We start from the raw sequence: 26,518 nt of genomic DNA, 5'->3' as shown, positions 1-26,518 counted from the left end.
TGGGGTCACGGGACAGCCTGTTCGCAAGCCACCGGTGGTCGTAATGCGGAGATCCAGATTGTGCAGGAGTCACCGAGTTCGGCGTTCCGTGAATTACCACATCATGAAAACCTTCGAGCGGCTCCGCATTCGCATGATTAACAGCGAATGGATCGTCCGCTTCCATATAGTTGGTTCGCCCGCCGCAATTGTGGACGAGAACTGGCGCGGCGCCTGCCAGCACATAGTACGTGTGCATGCTGAGGTGCTGTCATCTGCGTTTTCGCAGGTCAGCGGAATTCGGCCAGTCCGTGGGTGTGCGTGGAAGTGCGATGCTGTGCGCCCCTGTTGCCGTCGGCGTTGCCGTCAGACGGCTACGCGCGCGAGGGCGGTGGAGTGGGCTTTGGCCGGTGTCCTGTTCGGGTTGGGGTCGGGCATGGCCAGGGGGCCGTACGCTGGCCGGCAACTCGGGCAGGCTTTGGGCCTGACCGCAATGTGAACGAGTGGCCCCCTGGCCTTGCCCGACGCGGGTCCCGGCCCGAACAGGTGGGTAAAGCCCACGGAGCCGACCGACACCACCTCCGGGCCTTCGCCCCCGGCCAACTCCCAGCCTATGCCTCGCCGTCGGCCAGGCGCTCGTCGTGCGGGCGCGTCCGAGTTCTTTGCGCTTCCGGTCATCCGCTGCGCTGTTCTTGCGCGGCCTGGTCGCTGGCCGGCCCGCGGTGGCGGAGCCGAGAGCGGGCCGGGTGGGCGGCCGTGCCGCGCGCGACCCGCGCCAGCGGGTCGCCTTGAAGACGTATAGAAAGTTTGGACGCATCCTGCTTCGGCGGTACGCCGTGGCCGTTGGCTGGGGTTGCACGCTGGCGTGGTGGCCTGGTGCCTCTGCTCGACGGTGCGAGGTCAGGTGGTGGTCGACTGCGCGATGACCCCCGCCCGGTGGTGGGGGCCAATCGCCGTTCCCCCGTAACTGGCCAGGGGTACCGTTCTGGTGTCGAAGCAGAACGGAGACCAGTATGCCCCCGCACACTGCCGAGCACACGGGCGCACGCATCGCGCACACGCGCAAAGTTCGCCGATTGACGCAACGTGAGCTGGCCGATCTCTCTCATGTCTCGTACAGCACGCTGACCAAGGTGGAGCAGGGCGCCTTGCCCGCGAGCCCTTCCGTGATCGGCGCGTTGGCCCGCGCTCTCTCAGTCCCGGTGACCGAGCTGACCGGGCAGCCCTACCTGACGGAGCTGCGCCAGGATCAATTGGACGGGCTGATCAACCCGATCCGCGAGGCTCTGAACATCTACGATCTCGGCCCCGACCCGGACGTGAATCCGCGCCCTGTGGAGGAATTGGAGGCGCACGCCGAGGCGCTCTGCGCTCTGGTCCGGGCAACGAACATCAAGCAGGTCGCCGCAGACCTCCCTGGCCTGATCCACGAGGCCACGACGATCGCGCACACGGCCCTGACTGACCGACACTGGCGCTTGCTCGCCAGTACATACCGCACGGCGTACGACGTGACGACGAAGCTCGGGTTCCCCGATCTGTGCGCGGTGGCTCTGGATCGGATGGACTGGGCCGCGCAGCGCGCCTCAGACCCGGTGCTGGGTGGCATGCGCCAGTATTTGCGGGCGCTGGCTTATCTGCGGGCGAGCGACTACCGCACCGGCAAGCGGCTGGTCACTTTGGGAATGGCCGCGCTGGAGCAGGCCGAGGCGGGGCGCGTCCTTGATGTCGTCACCGGGCAGATGCACTTGGGTGCGGCTGTGCTGGCGGGCCGGGAGAAGAACCGGGAGGCGGCCGAGGCGCATCTCGGTGAGGCGCAGCGCATTGCCGAGCGGACCGGGCCGGCGGAGAAGGTGCACTGGCTGTCGTTCGGACCGACCAATGTCAGCGTGCACCGAGTGAGCGTGCTGGCGGAACTCGATCTGTACCCGGAAGCCGTGCAGGCTGCCGAGGCCACCGCAATCCCGGATGGGTGGCCGCCGTCCCGGGTCGCGCATCACCAGGTTGAGGTGGCTCGGGCGCAGATGTGGACCGGCCAGACCGACTCGGCGTTCAAGAGCCTGTTGGCAGCACGCAAGCTCGCACCTCAGCAGACGCGGTATCACCCGACGGCGCGCGAGACGTATGCCGGGCTGGAGTCTGCGAGACGCAGGATGCCGGACAGCTTCAACAGCTACGGCTTGTGGCTTGGAATGTGACATAACGTCAATCAATGGCCGGGGCTATCAGCGATGTCTGATAGTTCCGGCCTTCGACTGTCGTCACGATGCAAGGGTCGGAAGACCCCCGCGACCGTTGTGGACGGTCCGGGGGCGTGGCCAACGCCTTGTAGGAGCGTCGACATGCCGAACTGTATCGCCCACGCCTTCGAGCCACTATTGGCTTTGACCTGGCTCACCAGGGGCCTCCGCCGCAACATCACAGGCGGGACGGGGGCGGCCGTATGAGCCTGGCTGATGACCTGCGGCTGCTGCCATGGACGGGTGTGGAGGGCAAGCCGTGCTACCTCGCCGGGGATGGGACCGGATTCCTGTCACGCCTCGCCGACAACATCGAGGCCACGCAACTCGGCCTGGCCGACGACCTCATCGAAGAGGGGCGGGAGGTCCTTGAAGGGCGCTCCTGGACACCGGGAGAACTGCATCTGCTGGCGGTTCAGCTCGCCGAGGCATTGACCACCGTGCACCGCATCGCTGTCAGCCGGGGTGCCCGAGTTCACGTACTCGCCCGCGAGGACGTTGACGCCATCGGCGGTCAGGGCGACGGCGACGGCATGGCGTAGCCGAGCCAAACACGGGGAGTCTCTGCAGCTGTCTCGGCGGGGACTCCCTGTCCTTCCTGACTGAGTTCTTCAGCCCGCCTCTGCATCTGAGGGCTGGCCGGGCTCCAGTTGGTCGACGCGCTCTTGGAGTTCGTCGATCCTGCTCCAGGGCGCGTTCCAGCTTGTAGGCCAGCCCTGCGAACCCGGCAGTGGAAGGGAGGGACAGGGACCTCGTCTTCACCACCCCAACCGGCGGCCCACTCGACCCCGCCAACCTCACCCGCCGCTTCCGCGGCCTGCTCGACGGGGCAGGGCTGCGCCGCATCCGCTTCCACAACCTACGGCACTCGACCGCCACCCTGCTCCTGGAACAGGGAGTCGACCTCGTCGTCATCAAGGAACTGATCGGCCATGCCCACATCGGCGTCTACGCCCACGTAAGGCTCCACCTCCAACGCCAAGCCACCAACACCCTGGGCAGTGCCCTCCGCACGAGCAACGACGCCCCTGACGACCCCTCCGCCGCAGCGGTCGTCCGCTGACGTTGCCGTCACCGTTGCCGTCAGACGCCCCCAGAAGCCTCGCCGGAACCGAATCCGGCGGGGCATCTTTGGGCTGCTGCATCTCGCGCTAGAAGGCGCGCTTGGAAGACCCGTATGCCGCACACTCCCCGGAGAGGACTTCGCCGTAAGTGTGGAGGAGGACCGGGGTGGAGTCGGCGAGCACGTAAAGAGGCATACGCGGGCCGACTTGTCGTGCGCTAACCACTGTTGTCAAACACTACCAGCGGCCCCAACGGAAACGATCCGCTGGGGCCGCCGAGTACCTACCTACAACGCTAACCAGTCGCAGGTGGCATATATCTGCACTGGCGCCATTTGATTTGCGCTTCCCGTTTCCTTGCTGAGTCGTGCCGCTGCTACCTCGGAAATGAGATGTTCCAGAGCTGAATCCTTGACACCCTCGTCAGCTCGATAGAAGCGAAAGAAGACGACTGGCGGCAGCTGCCACTCCACGGTCTGCGTCCCGCGCAAGAACCTCGACGACTTGCCTGTGCGCTAGCACCGCATCCTTCGCCGTCGCCTCCCATGCGACCTTTTCTTCGAACGCTGAACGATATCTCGGATCGGCCGCAGCCGAGGCATCTGCCCACTGCGTTGTCTTGTAAATCGAGGTGACCAAGTCAATCACCTCCACTCGGCACTGCGCCTCAGGGTGACCTGCCAGTTCTATAAGGAATGGCACCGTGACCGGCGTGGCCTCAGACACCACGAAACCCAGCGCACAGACCCTATCCGACAATTCGTCTACAGCCGCACATGCAGCTGGCCCATCGGCCCACGCTGCCCGTGAAAGTAAAGCGGGAATACCACTTGCCGAGCCAGTTGCGTCCGACAGGTCGGCCCAGCGCACTCGGGCCAACCGCTTGAGAACTCTACCCACTACGGCGCCCCATTTCCTGGGTATAGGTCAGCGATTCGGAGCCTGGCCATGACGAGTTGACACGATCCACAAGCCGGAAGGAGGTCCCTGTATCGCGGGTGATCGAATGGCTTACGGAGGAGCGCCAAGCTACTGCTCCCTCGCACTAGGTCCCCGGCTTCCATCGCCTGCGCGATACATCCGATCTCGGCACAACCACCGTGATGGCCTGTCTGATCTAGAACCCTGCGAAGGGGAAGGGGGAGGCTCCGCCTTGCCTCTCCAACCCTGCGCGTACTTACGTCAAACGCACCTCCCGAAGGGGTCAGTAGAACGCTTGCCGCGCCCTCGTTTCTACCAGGACCCAGACGGCTGAGATCTGCAAATGCGCGAAGATCACTTTCGGCCTGCCCGCAATTGTGGACCAGGATCGGGGTGGCACCTGCGAGCACATAGTACGTGTGGAAGTCGTCGACGGTGAGGTTGTGCGTGGTGACGGTGTGGGGGTAGTTGCGCTTGGCGTTGACGGTGAGGGTGCGGCCGTCGGGCTGGATTAGTTGGTCGCCGGGGGCGAAGTCGCCGGCGTCGACCCACTGCTTGCGGGTTTCGTTCCAGTGGGGGTGGCGGCGGGTGGAGGTCAGCGTGGACGGCGGGCCGCGGGGAGCCGCATCGTCGGTCAGGGTGAGGTCGGTGAATTCCTTGTCGTCCGGGGTGGTGATGGTGGCGGTGACCTTCTTCGGGCGGGTTTCGCCGGTCTGAGGGTCGGTGGCCAGGATGGTGTCGCCGACCTTGACGTCCTGGATCGCCTTGGTCGAGCCGTCGGCCATCAGGACGCGGGTGCCGGTCGGGAAGCTGTTGAGCTTGCAGGTCGCTCCCGATTCGGCATCCGCGCCACCGCCGCGGGAATCGGCGCTGCCTGCGTCTGCCTCCGCGTCAGCGTCGCTTTTCGAAGCCTTGGCTTCCGTGCCGGCCGCGTCACTTGCAGATTCGGTTCCGGCTTTTTCTTCGGCTGATTTTGCAGCCTTCGCGCTGGCTGCTGCTGCTTCGTCGTCAGCTTTCTTGGCCCTGCTGACGGCTGCCAAGGCCTTGGCAGCTCGACGCTCGCCGGCCTGGATGGCGTCGTAGGTTTTGTTGAGTTCCTTGTAGATCTTGTAGGCCTTGATGCCGATCTTGACGGCTTTGAAGAGCTTGCCCCAGGGAACCGCGTTGAGGGCGGTGTTGATGCAGGCCATGACGTCGCCCTTGGTGAAGCAGTCGCGGGCGTCGTTGTAGCCGATCAAGTCCATGACGACGTTGATGACCTCGCGCTTGAGCTCGTCGCGCCTCTTCTTGGCCTTCGTGACCGCCTGCTGAGCTTCTTCGTATTCTTCGACCTCCGGCGACGCATCGCTGTGGCCTGCGCCAGGTCGGTTCTTGTCGGGGCCGCAGATGCCGGAGCGGTCCCCGGGGTCGCAGGCCGTCTTCAGGCCTGTCGGGTCCGATGCGTTGAAGGGGCTGTTGTTGGCGTAGGCGTAGGCGTTCCATTGCTGGGGGTCGCCTGGATCGATGATGGGGTCGGGGCTGATGAAGCGGGCGGTGGTGGGGTCGTATTCGCGGGCGCCGAGGAGGGTGAAGCCGGTGGATTCTTCCTTGGTGCCGCCGACGAAGCCCTTGTCGCCGACCCAGGTGCCGGGGGCGGGCTGGGTGCCGCGGGCGTTGCCGAAGGGGTCGGAGTGGCGGCGGGCCTGGGCGAGGGTGGTGGCGTCGAACTGGACGCCGCCGGTGCCGTGGTGGTCCGAGCCCTGGTAGGAGAGGTCGCTGACGCCGCCGGTGGTGGTGCGGGTGATGGACAGGCCGCCGGGGGCCGCGTAGGTACGGACGTTGGAGACCTTCTTGGTGGCGGTGTCCAGGGTGATCTGGTCGCTGCCGAGGTTGAGGACGGTCTTGCCGGGGTCGCGGCGGATGAGCTGGTTGCCGCCGGTGTCGTAGAGGTAGCTGGTGCCGGCGCTCTCGCCGGTGCCGGTGATCTTGTCGAGCTTGCCCTGGCCGTTCCAGGTGAGGGTCTTGGTGCCCGGGGTGCTGGTGATGGAGGCCGTGTTGCCCGCGGCGTCGTACGTGTAGGAGGTGACCTTGGTGCCGGAAGGGCCGGTCTCCGTGGAGGTGAGGAGGGCGTGCGGGCCGCCGGTGCCGCCGCCGGTCTTCGGGTCGGAGGACGGGGTGTTGGGGCCGTCCGCGAAGGTCTGGGTGACCGTCACGTCCTTGGACGTGGTGCCAGTGGTGTCCTTGCGGACCAGCTTGGTGCGGTTGCCGAGCTTGTCGTACTCGTACTTCAGCCAGTACGGGGCAGGGCCGCCGACACTGGGCTTACCGGTGCCGTCGATGGACGGGCCGCCGGCGTTGGTGCAGCCGCCGATGCCGCGGACGCTCGGCTGGGGTGCGGTGTTGGTGGTGCCGCTGTCGGTCCAGGACTGGGTGAGACGGCCCAGGTAGTCGTGGGGGAAGCACTGCAGGTCGGTCTTCGCACCGTCCTCCACCGTGCGGATGGAGGTGAGCGAACCCGCCTTGTTGAACGTGTAGTCGGTGACGTCCACGCTGGCGCTGGCCGTGGCCGCCGTCTGCTTGTCCAAGGTGGAGCGGACCGGGCGACCCGTTCCCGCGTCGTAGTCGACGGTGGAGACGACCTGCTTGCCGGTGTCGCCGACGGTGGTGCGGATGACCCGGCCGTACGGGTCGTAGCGCAGGTCCGCAACGTACGGCGTCATCAGGGCGCCCTGGGTTCCATCCAGGGCGGTGAGGCTGCCGCCGACGTTGTAGCCGAAGGTCAGCCCTGTACTGAGACCTGGCGAGGTCGCTGAGGCGGGCCGTCTCCCCCGGTGTCGGGGAGGCGGCCCGTCGTCCGTTGCGGCGGGTCGGGTGTGGCGGAAGGCCTCCGAGGACAGTGACCGATGCGTTCATGTTGGTTCGGGTGAACGGGGCTGAACGCGACGCGACCGACTGTGGCGTCACCCAGTTGTCCTGTCGAAGGGAAGACTTCCGTGTCCGTCCGCACTGCCGTGGTCCTGCTTGCCGTTGCCCTGGTTCTCGTGACAGCCGTGCTGGTCGGCGCCGCCGCCGGCTACCTGGCCCGTCGGGACCGCGCCACCTACCCTGCGGCGCTGTCCCGGGCGGGGGTGGCCTTCGCAGCCACCCTCAGCCTGGCCGCCGCCCTCGCCGGCGCCCTCGCTTCCCTTACCGGCGGCTGACGGCCTTCTGCTCATGGCGAGTTGGGCGGCGAGGACCGTAGGGTTCAGGAGCGGTACGGGGAACGAGCAGCCGAGTGGACCGGAAGCGGGATGCCTGATGAGCGAGAGTGCGTCTGTCCTGCCGACGCATGGGCGGGGTGAGGAAGAGGCCCTGGCCGCGTTGAAGCGGCAGCTTCGCCGGCTTCGGGTGGAGCGAGGACTCAGCATGGCCGGGCTGGCTCTCCGCGCCAGTCTGGGGAGGACCACGGCGAGCCAGGCCCTCAACGGGGACACCGTCCCCAGCGAGCCGACGCTCGTCTCCCTTGCGAAGGCCCTCAGGACTCCGGCGGAACCCCTCCTCGAGCTTCGGGCCTCGGCGGTCGCACGGGCCGTGGCCGTGGAGGGGGTGGAGGGAGCGGAGGGAGCGACCTGCGAATCCCGGCCGCGGGAGACCAGATTCACCTACGAGTACCTCGGGCAGCGCCCGACGGGCCTCCTGCGCGTCCTGCACGACAAACTGCGGTCCTCGCCCGTCGTCCGGTTGAGGATCCGAACGGTGGACATCTTCCAGTCCTGGGCCGTCGAGGACGCCGAACTCCCCGCCCGCGCCGTGCAGTACGCGGACGAGTGCGTGGAGGCCATGGACGTGATCCACGATGCTGACGGAGCGGCTGAGGGCCTGCTTCTGCTGGCGGTCCTGACCGAGTTGAGTGAGCTCGTGTTCGAGCAGGGCAAAGCCCAGGAGGACGTGAGCTACCACATCGTCGGCAACGCCATGGCGTTCCTGGACGTGGTGGCCGTCGATTCCCTCGAGTTCCTGAACGTACGGTCGACGCTCGGGCGGGAACTGTTGGGCGGGAAGTTTCCCTGGTCGGCGCTCGACGACATCAGGGACGTTCTGAGGGAGCAGTACTTCTCACCGGACGCTTGACGCCCCGAGCACGGCCCAGCTCAGCCCCGGGCCGTCTCCCCCAATGTCGGGGAGGCGGCCCGGCCTGCGTTGGGGTGGTTCAGGTGCGGAGGAAGGCTTCCACTGCCGTGACGAAGGCCACCGGGGTTTCGTGGGGCGGGTAGTGGCCCGTGCCCGGGAGGGTGTGGATGGTGGTGTGGGGGTACCAGGTCGCCCAGGTGGACTGCATGACCTCGGCCGTCAGGGCCAGGTCGTACTCGCCGACCAGGATCAGCACCGGGACCGGGTTGCCCTTGACCGCGGAGGAGAGGTCCAGGGGCTGCCAGCTGGCCAGGTAGCCGGCGAACGCCTCGGGGAGGGAGACCTCGAGGGAGTGGGAGACCATGCGGTTGACCCAGTGGCGGCTCGCCCGGTTGCCGGTGACCAGGTCGAGGATGGCCCGGCGGTTCTCCGGGGATTCGGCGGCCCCGTAGAAGAGGGCGTGGGTGGTGTCGTCCATCGCGTAGGGGGCGGCCGGGACGGGGGCGAGGCCGATCAGTTTCTCCACCCGTTCCGGGGCGCGGACCAGGACCTGCTGGATGGCTTTGCCGCCCATCGAGTGGCCGATGAGCGAGAAGGTGTCCCAGCCGAGCTCGTCGGCGAGGGCGAGGACGTCGTCGGCGATCTCGGGGAGGGTGTAGCGGCCGGGAACCCCGCGGCGGTCGCCGTAGCCGCGGTAGTCCAGGAAGGCGTACGTGAAGGCCTCGGGGTCGAAGTAGTCCAGCGCGGAGCCCCAGTTGGCGGACGTGCCGAACCAGTCGTGGAGCACGATGACGCGGATGGGGCCGCTGCCGATCCTGCGGTGGGCGATGGCCATGTGTTCTCCCTCGGTGTTGGAGGTGGGAGGAACCGACCCACGCTTTCTGCCCAGCGGACCCACCGTCACACCGTGCGGCCGCCACTGCGGGAGTGGCGGCCGCACGGTGCGGGGCGGGAGGCGGTCAGACCGTCTTGATCGCCGGGTCGGAGATGCCCGGGGCGCCCGTTTCCACGCGGCCTGCGAAGCGGCGGAGGAAGGTGCTGTCGAGGTCGGAGACGACCTTGACGTCGTACCAGCGGCCGGTGGTGCGGAGGTCGACCGTGTGGGTGGTGGTCGAGCCGGCTGCGACCCGGAGGGTCACGGGGGTGCCGCCGTAGGCGTTGGTGACGGTGAGGTTGACGGCGGTGGTGCCGCCGTTGGTGAGGGTGAGCTTCAGGTTGCCGGTGGTGGCGTCGTGGCGGGCCGTGACCTCGGGGCCGGTCTTCTTCGCCGGGCCCTTGAAGGCGCGCAGGAAGCCGTTGGGCCCCCACACCGTGAGGTTGATCTGGTTGCCGGTGGAGCCGCTGGTGCTCCAGGTGTCCGACAGGGTCTTGCCGGCTTCCACCGTGTAGGGCCAGGGGCCGTCGGTGCGGTTGCCCGAGGTGATGTGGAAGTGGGCGCCGAGGGCCGGGCCGGAGGAGAAGGTGAGGGTGAACCTGCCGGTGGAGGTGGTGCGGACGCCGTCCACGTACGGGGCGTAGCCGAGGGCGCGGGAGGGCTTGGAGCCGGCTTCCTGGCGCGGGAGGGTGCCGGTGGCCGGCGGGGTGGGGACGTAGTCGGGGTGCCGGTTGTGGTCCGGGGGGAGGTAGCCGGAGGTGGAGGGGAGGGGCGCCGGCGCGGCGTCCGCGACCGTGAAGTCGAAGGCGGAGGTGAGGTCGCCGCAGACGGCGCGGCGCCACGGCGAGATCTGGGGCTCCTGCACGCCGAAACGCTTCTCCATGAAGCGGATGATCGAGGTGTGGTCGAAGGTTTCGGAGCAGACGAAACCTCCCTTGCTCCACGGGGAGACGACGATCATCGGGACGCGCGGGCCGAGGCCGTACGGGCCGGCCGCGTAGCCGGAGACCCCGCCCTTGTAGAGGTCCCCGGTGACGTCTGCCGTGGACAGGCCCCAGGAGGCGGAGGCCGGCGGGTAGGGCGGGACGACGTGGTCGAAGAAGCCGTCGTTCTCGTCGTAGGTGACGAAGAAGGCGGTCTTGGCCCATACGGAGGGGTTGGAGGTGAGGGCGTCGAGGACCTGGGAGATGTACCAGGCGCCGAAGTTCACCGGCCAGTTGGAGTGCTCGCTGAACGCCTCGGGGGCGGTGATCCAGGAGACCTTGGGGAGGGTGCCGGCCGTGACGTCGGCGCGGAGCCGGTCGAAGAGGCCGTCGCCCGCCTTGGCGTTGGTGCCGGTGCGGGCCTTCTCGTAGAGGGGGCTGCCCGGCTGCGCGTTGCGGAAGGAGTTGAAGTAGAGGAGGGAGTTGTCGCCGTAGTTGCCGCGGAAGGCGTCGTTGATCCAGCCCCAGTGCCCGGCCGCGTTCAGGCCGTCGCCGATGTCCTGGTAGATCTTCCAGCTGATGCCGGCCGCCTCGAGGCGCTCCGGGTACGTCTTCCAGCCGTAGCCGAGCTCCTGGTTGCCCAGGACCGGGCCGCCGCCGGTGCCGTCGTTGCCGGTGTATCCCGTCCACATGTAGTAGCGGTTGGGGTCGGTGGCTCCGATGAAGCTGCAGTGGTAGGCGTCGCACACGGTGAAGGCGTCGGCGAGGGCGAAGTGGAAGGGCATGTCCGCGCGATTCATGTACGCCATGGTGTTGGCGGTCTTCGCGGGCACCCACTTGTCGTACTTGCCGTTGTTGTAGGCCTGTTGGCCGCCGGCCCAGTCGTGGTTGAGGCCTTCCAGGAACTGCATGCCGAGGTCTTCCACCTCGGGGTGGAAGGGCAGGATGTCCTTGGTGCCGTTCGACTGGTGGAAGACGGACTTGCCGTTGTCCAGGAGGACCGGGCGCGGGTCACCGAAGCCGCGTACGCCCTTCATCGTGCCGAAGTAGTGGTCGAAGGACCGGTTCTCCTGCATCAGGACCACGATGTGCTCGACGTCCTGGATGGTGCCGGTGGAGCCCTGGGCGGGGATGGCGGCGGCCCGCGCGATGCTCTCGGACAGCATCGCGAAGGCGGCGGTACCGCCTGCCATCTGCAGGAACCGGCGGCGATTTACTTCTGCCATGGGTGACGACCTCTGCGGGTGAGGGGGTGGCGAGGGGCGCCCCAAGGACAGCGCGCCCGGCGAACGGGCCGGGGTCCCCTCCGTGACGGCTGGTCGTACAGCTGGCTAACTGCGGGGCAGAGTACGCAGGCTCCTGCTGCTTCACCAGGCCGCCGGAGCCCTCGACACGGCGGCCGGCACGGCCACCGGCACGGCCACCGCACGGCCACCGGCACGGCGGCGGGGCCGGACCTCCGATGGGTCCGGCCCCGCCGCCGTACGTGCCGTTCCGGACGGTCCCGTCCGCCGCCTCAGGCGCTCGCCCCGGCCATCCGCAGCCGCAGACTGCGCGGCCGCATGTCCGTCCACACCCGGCCGATGTGGTCCAGGCACTCCTGGCGGGTGCCCCGCGTGCCCTCGGCGTGCCATCCGGCCGGCAGGTCCCGGTCCGCGCGCCAGACGGAGAACTGCTCCTCGTCGTTGTGCACGACCTGGTAACCGGCCTCGGTCGCGGCCCCGGTTCCCGTTCCGGCCCCGGTTCCCGTTCCGGTCCCGGCCCCGGTTCCGGTCCCGCTGCTGTCACTGCTGGCAGTCATTGCGTTGGTCCTCCCGCACTCGCTCGCTCGGTCGACGGGCCCCAGCGTGCCCCGTCGCCCCGGCCGGCCATAGGGACAAACGCGCAGCAGGACCGGCGGAAGACCCTGCTGCTCCTTCCCTGTCCGCCCGGCCCGGCCCCCGGCAGTGTTCGGGGCAGCCAGCCTGGAAGGAGCTTCATCATGCCGGAGATGCCGGATACGCCACGCAGCCCGGAGAACGTGCATCTGCCCACCGGGGGGTGGCGCCTGTGGGAGCACTTCGCCCTGCGCGGCCCCGGCTTTCCGGCCGAGGGGGTGCTGCGCATGGCCCCGCCGGGGCTCGCACCCGCCGCCGACAAGTTCGGGCCGGCCGACGCCCTCGCCGGGCCGGAGTGGGAGGCCTTCCTCGCGGACTTCGACACGGGCGCCGTGCGCACCGCCGGACTGCTGCAGGAGATCGCCGCCTCGCCGCGCTTCCGCGCCGCGGTGGCCTGGCAGAACCCGGCCGTGCTGCGCACCGGCATCGCGCCGTTCCTGAACTGGACGCCGACCGCCGCGAGCCGCACCAGCATGCCCCGCCAGCGGGAGGAGCTCGTCGCCCACTACTGGCAGCGGTTCTGCGTCAAGAACGACACCATCGGCTTCTTCGGCCCCGTCGGCTGGGGCCGCTGGGACCTCGGCACCCACGGGATCGCCGTGGACCCGGGCAGCCCCGGCAGCGGATTCCTCGCCGACTCGCGGGTGTACTTCGCCTCCTGGGCGATCGACGCCCTCGCCAAATCGCTGGGCGCCGACCCGGCCGTGCGGGCGTGGATACCCCCGCGCCGGGTGTCCTTCGTACGGATCGCGGACGGTACGGTCCGGGTGCCGGGCCGGCCGCCGCAGGAGATCGGTGCGACCGCGCGGGCCGTGCTGGAGCTCTGCGACGGGACCCGGCCGGTCGCGGCCGTCGCCGCGGCGGCCGGCCTGACGGAGGCCGAGGCCACCGCCGCCGTGGAGGCGCTGGTCGCCAAGCGGTGGGCGCACTGGCGCCTCGACGTGCCGTCGGCCACCCACCCGGAGCGGGAGCTGCGGACCATCCTGGAGCGGATCGGCGACCCGGCGGTCCGGGAGCCGGCGCTGGAGAAGCTGGCCGTACTGGAGCGGGGCCGCGACGCGGTCCAGGCCGCCGGCCTGGACGCGGACGCGCTGACCGCGGCGATCGGCGCACTGGAGGCGGACTTCGCCGCGCTCACCGCCACCGACGCGCAGCGCTCCAAGGGCGCCCGGACCGCGCCGTGCCGCGGCCTCGTCTACTCGGACGCCCGACGGGCGGCGACCGCCACCCTGGGCACCGCCCTGCTCGACGAACTGACCCCGCTCTCCCTGTGCCTGACCGCGGCCCGCTGGATGACCAACCGGGTGGCCGAGGCCGTCGGTGCCCGCATCCGGGAGGCGTACGAACGGCTTGCCGCCTCCGGTGATCCGGTGGACCTGGGGTCGATGTGGATGGCGACCCTGCCGTCCCCGCACCCGCAGGCCGGCGCGATCATCGACGCCGTCCAGGCCGAACTCCGGGAGAAGTGGGCGGAGATCCTGGCCGTGCCGGAGGGGGCGCGCAGTGTCCGCCGGAGTTCGGCCGACATCGCCGAGCAGGTGCGGGCCGCGTTCGAGGAGTCCGGCGCCGGCTGGTCGCTGGCCCGCTACTTCAGCCCGGACGTACTGGTGCTGGCCGAGGACCGGGCCGCGGTGGCCCGCGGCGAGTTCGAGCTGGTCCTCGGCGAGATGCACTCCGCGCTCAACACGATGGGCGCCTCCCTGTTCGTGCACCAGCACCCCGACCGCGACGAGCTGCTGGCCGAGACCACCCGCGACTTCCCCGGGCCCCGGCTGCTGCCGCAGCTGCCCAAGGAGCTGCCGCTGAAGTGGTCGGCGCGCAGCAGGCCCTCCCTGGACCGGCCCGAGGACTACTACGTGGCCGTGATCGACGACACCGGCGACCCGCACCGGCCGCGCACCGTGCTCGGCGCGGACGCCGTGGTGGAGGACCGGGACGGCGCCCTGGTCGTGGTGCTGCCGGACGGCGCCGTGTTCGACCTGCTCGACGTGTACGCCAACACCCTCACCCAGCGGGTGATGGACCGGTTCACGCTCCGCCCGGAGGGCGAGCACACCCCCCGGATCACCATCGACAAGATGGTGGTGGCCCGGGAGACCTGGTCGGTACCGGTGTCCGAACTCGCTTTCGCCGAGGAGAAGTCGGAGGCCAAGCGGTACGTCCGGGCCCGGCACTGGCAGGCCGGACGCGAGCTCCCCCGCTTCGTGTTCGTGGTGTCCCCGACCGAACCCCGGCCGTTCTACGTGGACTTCGACAGCCCGGTGTACGTGACCATCCTGGCCAAGGCGGCCCGCCGGCTGGCCCGCAAGGACCCGGACGCCCGCCTGAAGATCAGCGAGATGCTGCCGACGCCCGAGCAGGCCTGGCTGACCGACGACGAGGGCAGCACCTACACCTCCGAGCTGCGGTTCGTCGCCGTCGACCAGACCGCCGTCGGCCGGACCGCCGTCGAGCAGACCGCCGTCGGCCGGACCGCCGTCGGCCGGACCGCCGTCGGCCGGACGGGCACGGACGACACCGCCGTCGGACGGACCGGCGTCGATACCGAGGGCCCGGGTGAGGCGTGATGCGCACCTTCGTCGACGACATCGCCGCACACGCCGCCCTCGCCCCCGACCGGACCGCCCTCACCACCCCGGACGGCGAGCTGACGTACGGGGAACTCAGCGCCCGCATCGAGGCGCTGGCCGGGACGCTGCGCGCCCGGGGCGCCCGGCCCGAGACGGTGGTCGCCGTGGCCGTACCGCGCGGCGCGGACGCCGTGGTCGCGATGGCCGCCGTGGTGCGGTCCGGGGCGGCCTTCCTGAGCCTGGACGTGGAGCAGCCGCCGGCCCGTCTGGCCGCGCTGGTCCGCAGCGGCGGCGCCGACCTGCTGCTGACCTGTTCGGACCTCGCCGCACCCATGGAGCAGCTGGGGATACCCGGCCGGCCGGTACTGCTGGACCGGCCCGGTCCGGTGCCCGACCCTGCCGCCCCGGCCGAGCCGCCCGGTGAGCGGTCCCTGGCCTACGTCAGCCACACCTCGGGCAGCACCGGGGAGCCCAGCGCCGTCCTGGTCGAGCACGGCGGGCTGGACAACTACCTGCGGTTCGTGGCCCGCGACTACGGTCTGGGCCCGGACACCGTGGCCCTGCAGGTCGCCCCGCTCGGCTACGACGCCTCCCTGCGGGACACCTTCGCCCCGCTGCTGGCGGGCGGCCGGCTGGTCCTCGTACCGCGGTCGGCGCTGCTGCGGCCGGAGGAGTTCGGGGCCGCCGTGCGCGAGCACAGGGTGACCGCGCTGCTGTCGGTGACCCCGTCCTTCCTGTCCTTCCTGGCGGGGCAGCCCGACCCCGCCCGGCTGCTGGACGGGGTGCGGCTGGTGGTGTCCAGCGGGGAGTCGCTGCGGCCCTTCCTGGCGGCCGGCGGGCGGTCCCTGCTGAGCGGCGGCCTCGTCAACCAGTACGGGCCGACCGAATGCACGATGACCTCGACCCGGTACGCCGTCCCGGCCGCCCCGGACACCGGATGCGACCTGGTCGGCACCCCGATCGACGGGGTGGTGGTACGGCTGCTGGACGCGGCCCTGGCACCGGTGCCCGACGGGGAGACCGGGGAGGTGTACATCGGCGGGGCCGGGGTGGCCCGCGGCTACCGCGGGCTGCCCGCCCGGACCGCCGCGCGGTTCGTGCCCGACCCGCTCGGGGCGCCGGGCGCCCGCCTGTACCGGACCGGGGACCTGGCCCGCCGGGGCCCCGGCGGCCTGGAGTACCTGGGCCGCAGCGACCGGCAGGTGAAGATCCGCGGCTACCGGGTCGACCCGGCCGAGGTGGAGGGCGCCCTGCTGGCGCACCCCGAGGTCACGGGGGCGGTGGTCACCGCCGACACCGACGCGCAGGGCCGGGTGTTCCTGGTCGCCCATGTCACCGGCGTGCCGGCGGACACCGGCGATCCTGCGCTCCGCACCCACCTCGGCAGGACCCTGCCCCCGCACCTGATACCGCGCCGGTTCGTCCGGCTGGACCGGCTGCCCACCACCCGCGGCGGCAAAGCGGACCGGCGGGCCCTCGCCGAGACGGGAGGCCGGCCGTGACCGCCGCCCTCACCACCCACCTGGGCCCGGCCGATGTGGAGGCCGCGGCCGGACGCATCGCCGGCCAGGTCCGGCACACCCCGCTGCTGCCGGGGCTGCCGGCGCCCGGCCGCCGCCGCAGGGGCTGGGGGCTGCTGCTGAAGGCCGAACACCTCCAGCACAGCGGCTCCTTCAAGATGCGCGGGGCGGCCAACGCGGTACTGGCCCTGGGTGCCCGTGAGATCGTCACCGGTTCCTCGGGCAACCACGGGATCGCGCTGGCCCGGCTGGCCGCCCCGCTGGGCGTCCGGGTGACCGTGGTCCTCGCCGAAGGCGCCAGCCCCGCCAAGATCACCCTGATCCGGGCGCTCGGCGGACAGACCGTCAGCGTGCCCGGCGGGGTCGCCGAACGCGAGTCCCGGGCCCGGGAACTGGCCCGGGAGACCGGTGCGGTGCTGGTGCCCTCCTCCGACGACGAGCTCGTGGTCGCCGGACAGGGCACGGTCGGCCGGGAGATCCTGGCCGACGCGCCCGACACCGAGACCGTGTACGTGCCGGCCGGCGGCGGCGGCCTGCTGGCCGGGGTCTGCCTGGCCGCCCGCGACCATCCGGTCCGGGTGGTGGGCGTCGAGCCCGCGGGCACCCCCCGCTACGCCCGGTCGCTGGCCGCCGGCCGGCCCGTACGGCTGGCGCCCGGCGACACCGTGGCCGACGGGCTGCGCGGCCAGCAGCCCGGCCTGGTGCCGTACCCGATCATCCGCGACCGGGTCGACGACCTGATTGCGGTGTCCGACTCCGAGATCCTCGCCGCGGTTGCGCTGCTGCGCCGCCGCGGGGTCGAGGCCGAGCCCAGCGGAGCCGTCGCGCTGGCCGGGGCCCTGCGCGCCGGACGTGACGGCGGCCGCGCCGTCGCCATCGTCTCCGGCGGCAACACCACGGCGGCACTGACCGCCGCGATCACCTCGTACACGTCGCACACCCCGTACTCCTCACACACGCCGCACACCTCATACACCCCGCACGCCTCACACACGTCGTACGCCGCACACCCGCACCGGGAGGACCTCTCATGACCAGCACCCAGAACCTGACTGCACAGCCCGTCGGCACCGCCCTCACCGAACTGGTGGTGTCCGTCTACCGGGAGACCCTCGGCGTCGCGGAGCTCGACGAGGCCAGCGACTTCTACGAGTGGGGCGGCGACTCGCTCACCGCGTTCCGTATCACCGCGCGGCTGGAGGAGACGCTGGGGGTGGAGGTGCCGGTCGCGCTGGTCTTCGCCTACCCCTCGCCCGCGGACCTCGCCTCCGTCGTCGAGTCCGACCTCGTCCAGGTGTGAGGGCTGCCCGCCATGACCGACACGGATCCCGGTACCGCCACCGGTACCGACACAGCACCGGCCACAACACCGGCGAAAGCACCGACCACAGCACCTATCACAGCACCGACCACGGCACCCGTCACAGCACCGGCCGCAGCACCCGGCCCCCGGCTGCCCGGCGGACGCTGGCGCCTGTGGGAGCAGTTCGCCCTGCGCGGCCCCGGCTTCCCGGCCCGCGGTGTGCTGCGGCTGGCCCCCGACGGGCTGGCCGCGGCCGCCGACAAGTTCGGGGCGGAGGACCCCGGGGCCGGTCTCGACGGGGACGACTGGCGGGACTTCGCCGGCCTGTTCGCCGAGGCCGCCGTGGAGACCGCGCACGCCCTCCAGGACATCGCCCGGACGCCCGCCTTCCGCGAGGCGGTGGCATGGCAGAACCGGCCCGTCCTGCAGTCCGGCATCACCCCGTTCCTCAACTGGACCCCGACCGCGGCCGGCCGCACCAGCATGCCGCGCCAGCGGGAGGAACTCGTCGCCCACTACTGGCAGCGGTTCTGCGTCAAGAACGACACCATCGGCTTCTTCGGCCCCGTCGGCTGGGGCCGCTGGGACCTCGGCACCGACGGGGTGGAAGTCGATCCCGGCCGCGGCCTGGTCGCCGGCTCGGAGGTGTACTTCGCCTCCTGGGCGATCGACGCGCTGGCCGCCGTCATCGGCGCCGACCCGGCCCTGCGGGACTGGGTGGCGCCCCGGCGGGTGCCGTTCGTACGCCACACCGGCACCCGGGTGGCCGTGCCCGGCCGGCCGGCCGCGGAGGTGACCGACGAGGCCGCCGCCGTCCTCCGGCTGTGCGACGGCGTACGGCCGGCCCGGGAGATCCGCGCCGCGCTGCCGGACGTCGACGTGACCGCCGTACTGGAGGACCTGGTGGCCCGCCGCTGGGTGGTGTGGCGGCTGGAGATACCCGCCGACGCCCGCCCCGAACGCCACCTGCGGGCCTGGCTCGACCGGATCGGCGACCCGGAACTGCGGCGGCCCGGCCTCGCCGCCCTCGACAGCTTGGAACGCGGCCGGGACCGGGTGCGGGCGGCCGAGGGCGCCGACGCCCTGGTCGCCGCCCTCACCGCACTGGAAGGGGAGTTCACCGCCCTCACCGAGACCGCCGCCGTACGGGAGAAATCGGCCGGTACGGCGCCCTGCCGGGCCCTGGTGTACTCCGACTGCCGCCGGGCCGCGACCGCCACCGTGGGCAGCTCCGTACAGGAGGCCCTGGCCCCGCTGGAGCCGCTGCTCGCCAGCGCCGGCTGGCTCACCGCCCGGCTGGCCGAGGCCGTGATGGCCCGGGCGAAGGAGGTGTACGCGAAGCTGGCCGCGCAGGGCGACCCGGTGGACCTGGCGGCGTTCTGGTTCGCCTGCATGCCGGTCCTGCACGGCGCGGCCCGCGAGGAAGCGGCGGCGCTGCAACGGGAGTTCCGGCGGCGCTGGGACGCCGTCCTGTCCGCGCCGCCGGACGCCCGGCACCTGAGGCTGTCCCTGGCCGACATCGCCGGGCCGGTCGCAGAACAGTTCGGCGACGCCGGAACCCCGGGCGGGACCGGGACCGGGACGGGGGACGCGGGCGGGACCGGGGGTGCGGGCTGGACCGCCGCCCGGTACCTCAGCCCCGACATCATGATCGGCGCGACCGGGGCGGAGGCCGTGGCCCGCGGGGACTTCGAACTGGTCCTCGGCGAACTCCACATGGCGGCCAACACCCTGGGCGCCTCCCTGTTCGTCAACCAGCACCCCGACCCCGGGGAACTGGTACGGCTCACCGACCGGGACCACCCCGGCCCCCGGCTGATGCCGCTGCTGCCGAAGGAGCACCGGTCCCGGCTCTCCGCCCGCATCCGGCACACCCTGGTCCGGCCCGAGGACCACTACGTGGCCCTGGTGGACTTCACCGCCGACCCCGCCCGGCCGCGGACCGCACTCAGCGCGGACGTGCTGGTCACGGAACGGGACGGCGCGTTGCGGGTGGTGCTGCCCGACGGGGCCGAGTTCGCCGCGGTGGACGTGTTCTCGCACGTGCTGACCACCCTGGCCATGGACCTGTTCCAGATCCTGCCCGAGGAACCCGCCCACTCGCCGCGGGTCACCGTCGACCGGCTGGTGGTGGCCCGCGAGACCTGGCGGCTGCCCGCCGCCGGCATCGCCTTCGCGGAGGAGAAGGACGAGGCCCGCCGGTTCGTCCGGGCCCGGCAGTGGCGGGAGCAGCACGAGCTGCCGCGCTTCGTGTTCGTGGTCCTGCCCACCGAGACCCGGCCGTTCTACGTGGACTTCGACAGCCCCGTGTACGTCAACATCCTCGCCAAGGCACTGCGCCGGCTGTCCCGCAAGGACCCGGACGGGCGCGCCGTCATCACCGAGATGCTGCCGACCCCGGAACAGGCCTGGCTGACGGACGACCAGGGCGAGCTCTACACCTCGGAACTGCGCTTCGTGGCGGTGGACGAGGCGTAGGACGCGACCTGGAAGGAAAGTGATGCGCGGCGGCGGCACGCCCGGCGGAACATCCCGCCGGGCGGGCCGCCGTCGCGCGTGGTTGCGCGTACTGACGCGCGCGGCGCTGCGTCTTCTTCCCTACTGAGCCGATCCCGCAGCCAGCAGTGTTGTGGAAAACACCGGCTTGGAGGCCTGGAGGCCCACAGTGAAGGTTGGCGGCGCAGCGCACGGCACGGCGGGGCAGAGCAGCGATGTGCGGGTGGCATCGTTCGCGCAGCGGAGGCTGTGGTTCCTCGACCAGCTCGCCGGAGGTTCATCCGATTCCCTGCTCCCCCTGGCGCTGCGCATCCGCGGCGACCTCGACGTCCCGGCCCTCGAACGCGCCCTGACGGGCATCGCGGACCGCCACGAGGTGCTGCGCACCCGGTACGTGCAGGTCGACGGGGAGCCCGTACCGCGGGTGGACCCGCCGGGCGCCCTGGTGGTGGAGCGGACCGAGGCGGACAGCGCCGAGGAGCTCTTCGACCGGGAACTGGCCCGCCCGCTGGACCTGGCGGCGGATCACCCGATGCGGGTCACGCTGGCCCGGCTGGGGCCGGCCGAGCACCTGCTGCTGGTCGTGGTGCACCACATCGCCGTCGACGGCTGGTCCTGGGACGTGCTGCTGCGCGAACTGGCCGCCGGGTACCGCGGGGAGGAGCCGGCGGCGCCTGCACTCCAGTACGCGGACGTGGCCCGCGCCGAGGCGGAGCGGCTCGGCGGGGCCCGGATGGAGCGGCTGCTGGGGTACTGGCGGGACCGGCTGACCGGGGTGTCCCCGCTCGCCCTGCCCGCGGATCGGCCGCGGCCGCAGTTCTGGGACGGCTCCGGCGACGTCGTCCGGTTCCACCTGCCGGCCGAGCTGGTCGGCGAGGTCGACCGGGTGGCCCGCCGGCACCGCGCGACCCGGTACATGCTGCTGCTGTCCGTGTACCAGGCGCTGCTGGCCCGCTACTCGGGCCGGTCCGACATCGCCGTGTGCACCACGCTCGCCGATCGCGGTCAGGCGGAAGTGGCCGGTGTCATCGGCCCGTTCGTAAACACGATCGTGCTGCGCACCGACCTGTCCGGCGCGCCGACCTTCGCCGAGCTGCTGGGCCGGGTCCGCAGCCGTGCCCTCCAGGACTTCTCGCACTTCGAGGCGCCCTTCGACCGGGTGGTCGGCGAGGTGGGTGCCGAACGCGACCTGTCCCGGCACCCGCTCGCCCAGGCCTCGTTCACCCTGCTCAACACGGTTCCGGAACCGGCCCGGCTGGACGGCCTGGAGGTGGCACTGGTCCGGACCCCGCTGCGGGGCACCCCGCTGGACGTGTTCCTCGACCTCGGCCTGGCCGCGGACGGCGGGATCGCCGCCCGCCTGCAGTACGCCACCGCGCTGTTCGACGCGGACACCATGCGCCGGTTCACCGAGGGCTACGTCGGGCTGCTGCGCGCGGTGACGGCCGAGCCGGACCGGCCGGTCGCCGAACTCGCGGCACGGATCGAGCCGTTGCCGGGCGGCGAGCGCACCCGCCTGATCGCCCTGGCCGGCAGCCCGTCCGCGGCGGCGGCGCAGGCGCCGCCGTTCGAGCTGGCGGGCGAGCCGGAGGCGGTGGCGCTGGTGTGCGGGGACGAAACGCTTCGGTACGGCGAACTGGACGCCCTGACCGGCAGGCTGGCGGCGCGCCTGGCGGCGGCGGGCGTGACCCCGGGCACCCCGGTCGGCGTGTGCATGCGGCGCGGCATCCCGGCGGTCGCGGCGATGGCCGCGGTGTGGCGGGCCGGCGGGGTCTTCGTCCCGCTGGACCGGCAACTCCCGGAGGAACGGCTGCGGTTCATGACGGCAGAGGCGGACGTCCGCTTCGTCCTGGCCGATCCGTCGACGGCGTTCCTGGCGAGCACCCTCGGCCCCGCGGTCATCCCGGCCGAGGCCACCGCACCCTCCGGGACGGCGGACCGGAATCCCGGCGAGGCCGCGCCCCGTTACACCCCCGCGCCCGAAGACCTCGCGTACGTCATCTTCACCTCCGGGTCCACCGGGCGGCCCAAGGCCGTCGGGGTCGAGCACCGGGCCATGGCCGCCCATGTGGCCGCCGCCCGGGCCGAGTTCGGGATCACCGCCGAGGACCGGGTGCTGGCGTTCTCCTCCTTCTGCTTCGACGCCTCCTTCGACCAGCTGCTGACCGCCCTCGGCTGCGGTGGGAGCGTCGTGATCCGGCCCGATGAGCAGTGGCTGCCCGCCCGGGTCGCCGAGGCGGTCCGACGGCACGGGATCACCGTGCTCAATCTGCCGCCCACCTACTGGGCCGAGCTGGCCCACTCGCTGGACGGCGGCACCGCCGGCGGCACCGGCAGCGGCCACGCGGCCGACCTGGCCTCGCTGCGGCTGCTGATCCTCGGCGGGGAGTCGGTGCCGGCGGGTGCCCTGGCCGCCTGGCTGGCCGCGGTACCGCAGGCCCGGGTGTGCAATGCGTACGGCCCGACCGAGACCACCGTCACGGCCACCACCCACACGGTGGACCCGGCCGCCGGCCCCGGCCCGGTCCCGATCGGCCGCCCGCTGGGCGGGCGCCGGGCGTACGTGGTGGACGGGTACGGCGAGCTGGTGCCCGAGGGTGTAGCCGGCGAACTGCTGGTCGGCGGGCCGGAGCTGGCCCGCGGCTATCTCGGGCAGCCGGCCCTGACCGCCGAAAGGTTCGTTCCCGACCCGTTCACCCCGGGGGCGGCCGGCGGGCGGCTGTACCGGACCGGGGACCTGGTCCGCCGGCTGCCCTCCGGGGAGCTGGAGTTCCTCGGCCGGGCCGACGACCAGGTCAAGATCCGCGGGTTCCGCATCGAGCTCGGCGAGGTCGAGGCGGTGCTGCGGGAATGCCCGGGGGTGGTGGCCGCGGCCGTCGCCGCGGGCGAGGACGCCCAGGGCGGGCAGAGCCTGGCCGGCTATGTGGTGGCGGGCCCGGACGGCCCGGTCGAGCCGGCCGCGCTGCGGGCCTGGTGTGCCGATCGGCTGCCGTACTACGCGGTGCCCGCGGACTTCGTGGCGCTGGACGCCCTGCCGGTGAACGCCTCCGGCAAGCTCGACCGGGCCGCCCTGCCCGCCGTGTCCGGGGACCGCGACCGGGACCGGGCGGTGGGCGGCGTGGAGTTCGTCGCGCCGCGCGACGAGACCGAGCGGGTGGTCGCCGAGATCTGGGCCGAGGTGCTGGGCGTGGACCGGGTCGGCATCGACGACGGGTTCTTCGACCTGGGCGGGCACTCGCTGCTCGCGACCATGGCGGTGTCCCGGATCGCGGAGCGGCTCGGCCGCGAGGTCGAGCTCCGCACCCTGTTCGAGAACCCGCGGATCCGCGCGTTCGGGCCGGTGGTCGCCGCGGCCCGGCAGGCCGGTGCGGCCACGGTCGTCCCGGTGGACCGGTCCGGGCCGCTGCCGCTGTCCTTCGCGCAGGAACGGATGTGGTTCCTGGACCGGATGTCGGACGTCGGTGACGAGTACGTGCTCTGGTTCTCCTGGCGGATGCGCGGCGGACTGGACCGGGCCGCCTGGCAGGGGGCGCTCGACGAGGTGGTGGCCCGGCACGAGGCGCTGCGGACCGCGCTGGTCGAGGTGGACGGCCGTCCGGCGCAGCGGGTGGTCGACGGGGTCGGCGTACCGGTGGAGTGGCAGGCCGTCCCGCCGGGCGGCGACGAGGCCGGCCGGCTGGACCGGGTGCGGGAGCTGGCGGTGGCGTTCGCCACCCGCCGGTTCGACCTGGCGCGGCCGCCGATGCTGCGGGCCGGGGTGTGGGAGCTGGGGCCGGCCGATCACGTGGCCGTGATCGCCTTCCACCACGTGGCCACCGACGGCTGGTCCAAGGACATCCTGATCGAGGAGCTGGCGGCCGGGTACCGGGCGCGGCTCGAGGGCCGCCCGGCCGGGCTGCCGCCGGTCCCGGTGCAGTACGGGGACTTCGCGGTGTGGCAGCGCGACCGGCTGGCCGGCGGAGTGCTGGAGCGGCAGCTGGAGTACTGGGAGGGAGCCCTCGCCGGGGTGCCGGTGCTGGAGCTGCCGACCGACCGGCCGCGCCCGGCTGGCTGGTCGGGCCGGGGCGGCGCGGTCGAGGTGGATCTGGCGCCGGAGCTGGCGGCCGGGCTGGGCGAGCTGGCCCGCCGGTACGGGGTGAGCCGGTTCATGGTGCTGCTGGCGGTGACGCAGATCGTGCTGGCCCGCTGGTCGGGGCAGGAGGACGTGGCGGTGGGCACGCCGGTGGCCGGCCGCGGCCAGCTGGAGCTGGAGCGCCTCGTCGGGCTGCTGGTGAACACGGTGGTGCTGCGCGGCGACCTGTCCGGGGAGCCGACGTTCGAGGAGTTCCTGGGCCGGGTCCGGGAGTCGGTGCTCGGCGCGTTCGACCACCAGGAGGTGCCGTTCGAGCGGCTGGTGGAGCAGCTGCGGCCGGAGCGGGACCCGTCCCGGAATCCGCTGTTCCAGGTGATGTTCGACGTACAGGAGAGCGCCACCGGCGGGCCGCGGGTCGAGGGCCTGGACGTGGAGCACTTCCTGCTCCCCTGGGGCTCGGCCAAGTTCGACATGACGGCCACCTTCCTGCTCTATCCGGACCGGTTCGCGCTGAACGTGGAGTACGCGAGCGATCTGTTCGACGCGGCGACGGTCACCCGGTTCGCCGGGCACGTGGGCCGGCTGCTGGAATCGGCACTGGCCGACCCGGGGACCCCGGTGGGGCGGCTGGAGCTGCTGTCGGCCGCCGAGTACGCCGCACTCACCGCGCAGGAAGGGGAGTCCGGCGGGCCGGAACTCGTCTCCGGGGTGCCTCCCTTCGAGGTCTCCGGTGATCCGGAGGCGGTCGCGCTGGTCTGCGGTGACGAGTCCCTGCGGTACGGCGAACTGGACGCCCTGACCGGCGGCCTGGCGCGGGCGCTGACGGCCGCCGGGGTCGGCCCGGAGGTGCCGGTGGGCGTGTGCCTGCGGCGGGGGCTGCGCTCGGTGGCGGCGATGGCCGCGGTCTGGCGGGCGGGCGGCGTGTACGTGCCGCTGGACCCGCAACTGCCCGCGGACCGGCTCCGCTACATGGTGGAGCGGGCCGGGGTGCACTGTGTGGTGACCGACGCGGCGGCCGCCGGACCGGCGGGCGGGCTGGGGGTGCCCACGGTGTCCTTCGACGGGGTCCGGCCGGACCCGGACGGGCCACGGCACGTGCCCGGCCCCCGCGAACTCGCCTGCGTGATCTTCACCTCGGGTTCCACCGGCCGGCCCAAGGCCGTCGGGGTGGAACACCATGCGATGGCCGCCCACGCGGTGGCCGCCCGGGAGCGGTTCGGCATCACCGCCGCCGACCGGGTCATGAACCTGGCCTCGTTCTCCTTCGACGCCTCGCTGGAACAGATCCTGCCGGCGCTCGGCGCGGGCGCCACGGTGGTGATCCGGCCGGACGAGGTGTGGACGGTGGAGGAACTCGCCGCCCGGGTCCGGTCCGAGGGGGTCACCGTGATGGAGGCCACCCCCTCCTACTGGGAGGAGATCATCGCCCGGCTGGACGGGGTCGCGGGCGACCTGAAGAGCCTGCGGCTGGCCGTCACCGGCGGTGAGACCCTGCCGTCCGCCCCGCTGGCCCGCTGGTTCACCGAACTCCCCGACGTACCGTTCCAGAACACCTACGGGCCGACCGAGACCGTCATCTCGGCCACCTCCCACCTGGTGACGGGGCCGGTGGACGGCCGGGTTCCGATCGGCCGGGCCTGGGGTGCCCGCCGGACCTACGTGGTGGACGCGCACGACCGCCTCGTCCCGGTCGGGGTGCCCGGTGAACTCCTCGTCGGCGGGCCCGAGCTGGCCCGCGGCTATCTGGGGCAGCCGGAGCTGACCGCGGAACGGTTCATCCCGGACCCGTTCGGCGGCGCCCCGGGCGGCCGGCTCTACCGCACCGGGGACATCGTCCGCCGGCTTCCGTCGGGGGAACTCGACTTCCTCGGCCGCACCGACCACCAGGTCAAGATCCGCGGGTTCCGCATCGAACTCGGCGAGGTGGAATCGGTACTGGAACAGCACGAAGCGGTGCACGCGGCCGCGGTCCTGGTGCGCGAGCTGCGCGGGGACCGCGCCCTGGTCGGCTACGCGGCCGGCCGGCCCGGCCTGGACGCCGGAACACTGGCCGCGCACTGCCGGTCGCTGCTCCCCGGCTACATGGTGCCGGCCGCGTTCGTGGTGCTGGAGGAACTGCCGCGGACCGTCCAGGGCAAGCTGGACACGGCCGCGCTGCCCGACCCGGAACTGCCCGCGGCGGCCGAATCGGTGCCGCCGCGCACCCCCACCGAGGTGGTGACGGCCCAGATCTGGGCCGAGGTGCTGGGGCTGCCGGAGGTCGGTATCCGGGACGACTTCTTCGCCCTCGGCGGCCACTCGCTCCGCGCGGTGGCGGTCGCCTCCCGGCTGCGCGCCGCCTTCGACTGCGAGATGCAGGTCCGCGACCTGTTCGACCACCCGACGGTGGAACAGCTCGCCGTCGAGGTGGAACGCAAACTCATCGCCCTGATCGCCGACATGAGCGACGACGAGATCGACCTCTCCCTGACGGACGACTTCTGACCCACCCGGCGGCCCGCTCCGGCGGCCCACCCGGCCGGCATCGCGCAGGCGGCGGCTGCCCGGAGGGCCCCGGCCGGTACGGTCCGCCGGCGGCGCGCGGCAGCGC

The 26,518-nt window shown here is 72.0% G+C and carries 13 protein-coding genes and 2 pseudogenes; 11 read left to right on the top strand and 4 right to left on the bottom strand.

Annotated elements, in window-relative coordinates:
• Positions 1-992 precede the first annotated feature (992 nt).
• From AB0447_RS09455 to AB0447_RS09445, 3 genes and pseudogenes are all read left to right on the top strand, one after another.
• The gene (locus AB0447_RS09455; protein ID WP_366475971.1) at positions 993-2,177 is read left to right on the top strand and encodes a helix-turn-helix transcriptional regulator; all 1,185 of its coding nucleotides are present in this window, start codon (positions 993-995) and stop codon (positions 2,175-2,177) included.
• 245 nt (positions 2,178-2,422) lie between these two features.
• A complete protein-coding gene (locus tag AB0447_RS09450; RefSeq protein ID WP_366475970.1) occupies positions 2,423-2,761 on the top strand; it encodes a hypothetical protein in 339 nt (112 codons plus the stop codon).
• Positions 2,762-2,970: 209 nt separating this feature from the next.
• Positions 2,971-3,282, top strand: a pseudogene (locus tag AB0447_RS09445) (tyrosine-type recombinase/integrase); the annotation flags it as partial.
• 900 nt (positions 3,283-4,182) lie between these two features.
• Here the strand turns inward: AB0447_RS09445 and AB0447_RS09440 are convergent.
• Positions 4,183-6,903 carry a polymorphic toxin-type HINT domain-containing protein gene (locus AB0447_RS09440; protein ID WP_366475969.1) on the bottom strand — a complete coding sequence of 907 codons (2,721 nt, stop codon included), beginning with the start codon at positions 6,901-6,903 and terminating at the stop codon, positions 4,183-4,185.
• Positions 6,904-7,176: 273 nt separating this feature from the next.
• Here AB0447_RS09440 and AB0447_RS09435 point away from each other — a divergent pair, with 273 nt between their 5' ends.
• Together AB0447_RS09435 and AB0447_RS09430 are read left to right on the top strand one after the other, a co-directional pair.
• Positions 7,177-7,383, top strand: coding sequence for a hypothetical protein (locus AB0447_RS09435; RefSeq protein ID WP_366475968.1), 207 nt, complete (start codon positions 7,177-7,179; stop codon positions 7,381-7,383).
• A 97-nt stretch (positions 7,384-7,480) separates the two neighbouring features.
• Positions 7,481-8,293: a helix-turn-helix transcriptional regulator gene (locus AB0447_RS09430; RefSeq protein ID WP_366475967.1), complete on the top strand. Its 813-nt coding sequence runs from the start codon at positions 7,481-7,483 to the stop codon at positions 8,291-8,293.
• Between the two features lie 79 nt (positions 8,294-8,372).
• Here AB0447_RS09430 and AB0447_RS09425 read toward each other — a convergent pair whose 3' ends face one another.
• From AB0447_RS09425 to AB0447_RS09415, 3 genes and pseudogenes are all read right to left on the bottom strand, one after another.
• Positions 8,373-9,128, bottom strand: a complete 756-nt coding sequence (locus AB0447_RS09425; protein WP_366475966.1) for an alpha/beta hydrolase — start codon at positions 9,126-9,128, stop codon at positions 8,373-8,375.
• A 124-nt stretch (positions 9,129-9,252) separates the two neighbouring features.
• Complete coding sequence (locus tag AB0447_RS09420) at positions 9,253-11,316, bottom strand: phosphocholine-specific phospholipase C (protein ID WP_366475965.1); 2,064 nt, start codon at positions 11,314-11,316, stop codon at positions 9,253-9,255.
• 290 nt (positions 11,317-11,606) lie between these two features.
• Positions 11,607-11,792: pseudogene (locus AB0447_RS09415) on the bottom strand (MbtH family NRPS accessory protein); the annotation flags it as partial.
• Between the two features lie 279 nt (positions 11,793-12,071).
• Here AB0447_RS09415 and AB0447_RS09410 point away from each other — a divergent pair.
• From AB0447_RS09410 to AB0447_RS09385, 6 genes are all read left to right on the top strand, one after another.
• Complete coding sequence (locus AB0447_RS09410; RefSeq protein ID WP_366475964.1) at positions 12,072-14,534, top strand: lantibiotic dehydratase; 2,463 nt, start codon at positions 12,072-12,074, stop codon at positions 14,532-14,534.
• Positions 14,534-16,039 (top strand): amino acid adenylation domain-containing protein, encoded by a 1,506-nt coding sequence (locus tag AB0447_RS09405; protein WP_366475963.1) that lies wholly within the window; start codon positions 14,534-14,536, stop codon positions 16,037-16,039. The genes AB0447_RS09410 and AB0447_RS09405 overlap by 1 nt, the downstream gene beginning before the upstream one ends.
• Entirely contained in the window at positions 16,036-17,091 is a 1,056-nt protein-coding gene (locus AB0447_RS09400) for a pyridoxal-phosphate dependent enzyme (protein ID WP_366475962.1), read from the top strand. The genes AB0447_RS09405 and AB0447_RS09400 overlap by 4 nt, the downstream gene beginning before the upstream one ends.
• A complete protein-coding gene (locus tag AB0447_RS09395; RefSeq protein WP_366475961.1) occupies positions 17,088-17,357 on the top strand; it encodes an acyl carrier protein in 270 nt (89 codons plus the stop codon). The genes AB0447_RS09400 and AB0447_RS09395 overlap by 4 nt, the downstream gene beginning before the upstream one ends.
• Positions 17,358-17,369: 12 nt before the next feature.
• Positions 17,370-19,838, top strand: a complete 2,469-nt coding sequence (locus AB0447_RS09390) for a lantibiotic dehydratase (RefSeq protein ID WP_366475960.1) — start codon at positions 17,370-17,372, stop codon at positions 19,836-19,838.
• A gap of 187 nt (positions 19,839-20,025) precedes the next feature.
• Positions 20,026-26,412, top strand: a complete 6,387-nt coding sequence (locus AB0447_RS09385; protein WP_366475959.1) for an amino acid adenylation domain-containing protein — start codon at positions 20,026-20,028, stop codon at positions 26,410-26,412.
• The last annotated feature ends 106 nt before the right edge of the window (positions 26,413-26,518 follow it).

Origin of the sequence: Streptomyces sp. NPDC051211 (assembly GCF_040689505.1) — a bacterium.
Taxonomy (GTDB): domain Bacteria; phylum Actinomycetota; class Actinomycetes; order Streptomycetales; family Streptomycetaceae; genus Streptomyces.
This window is presented reverse-complemented; position numbering and strand designations above follow the sequence as displayed.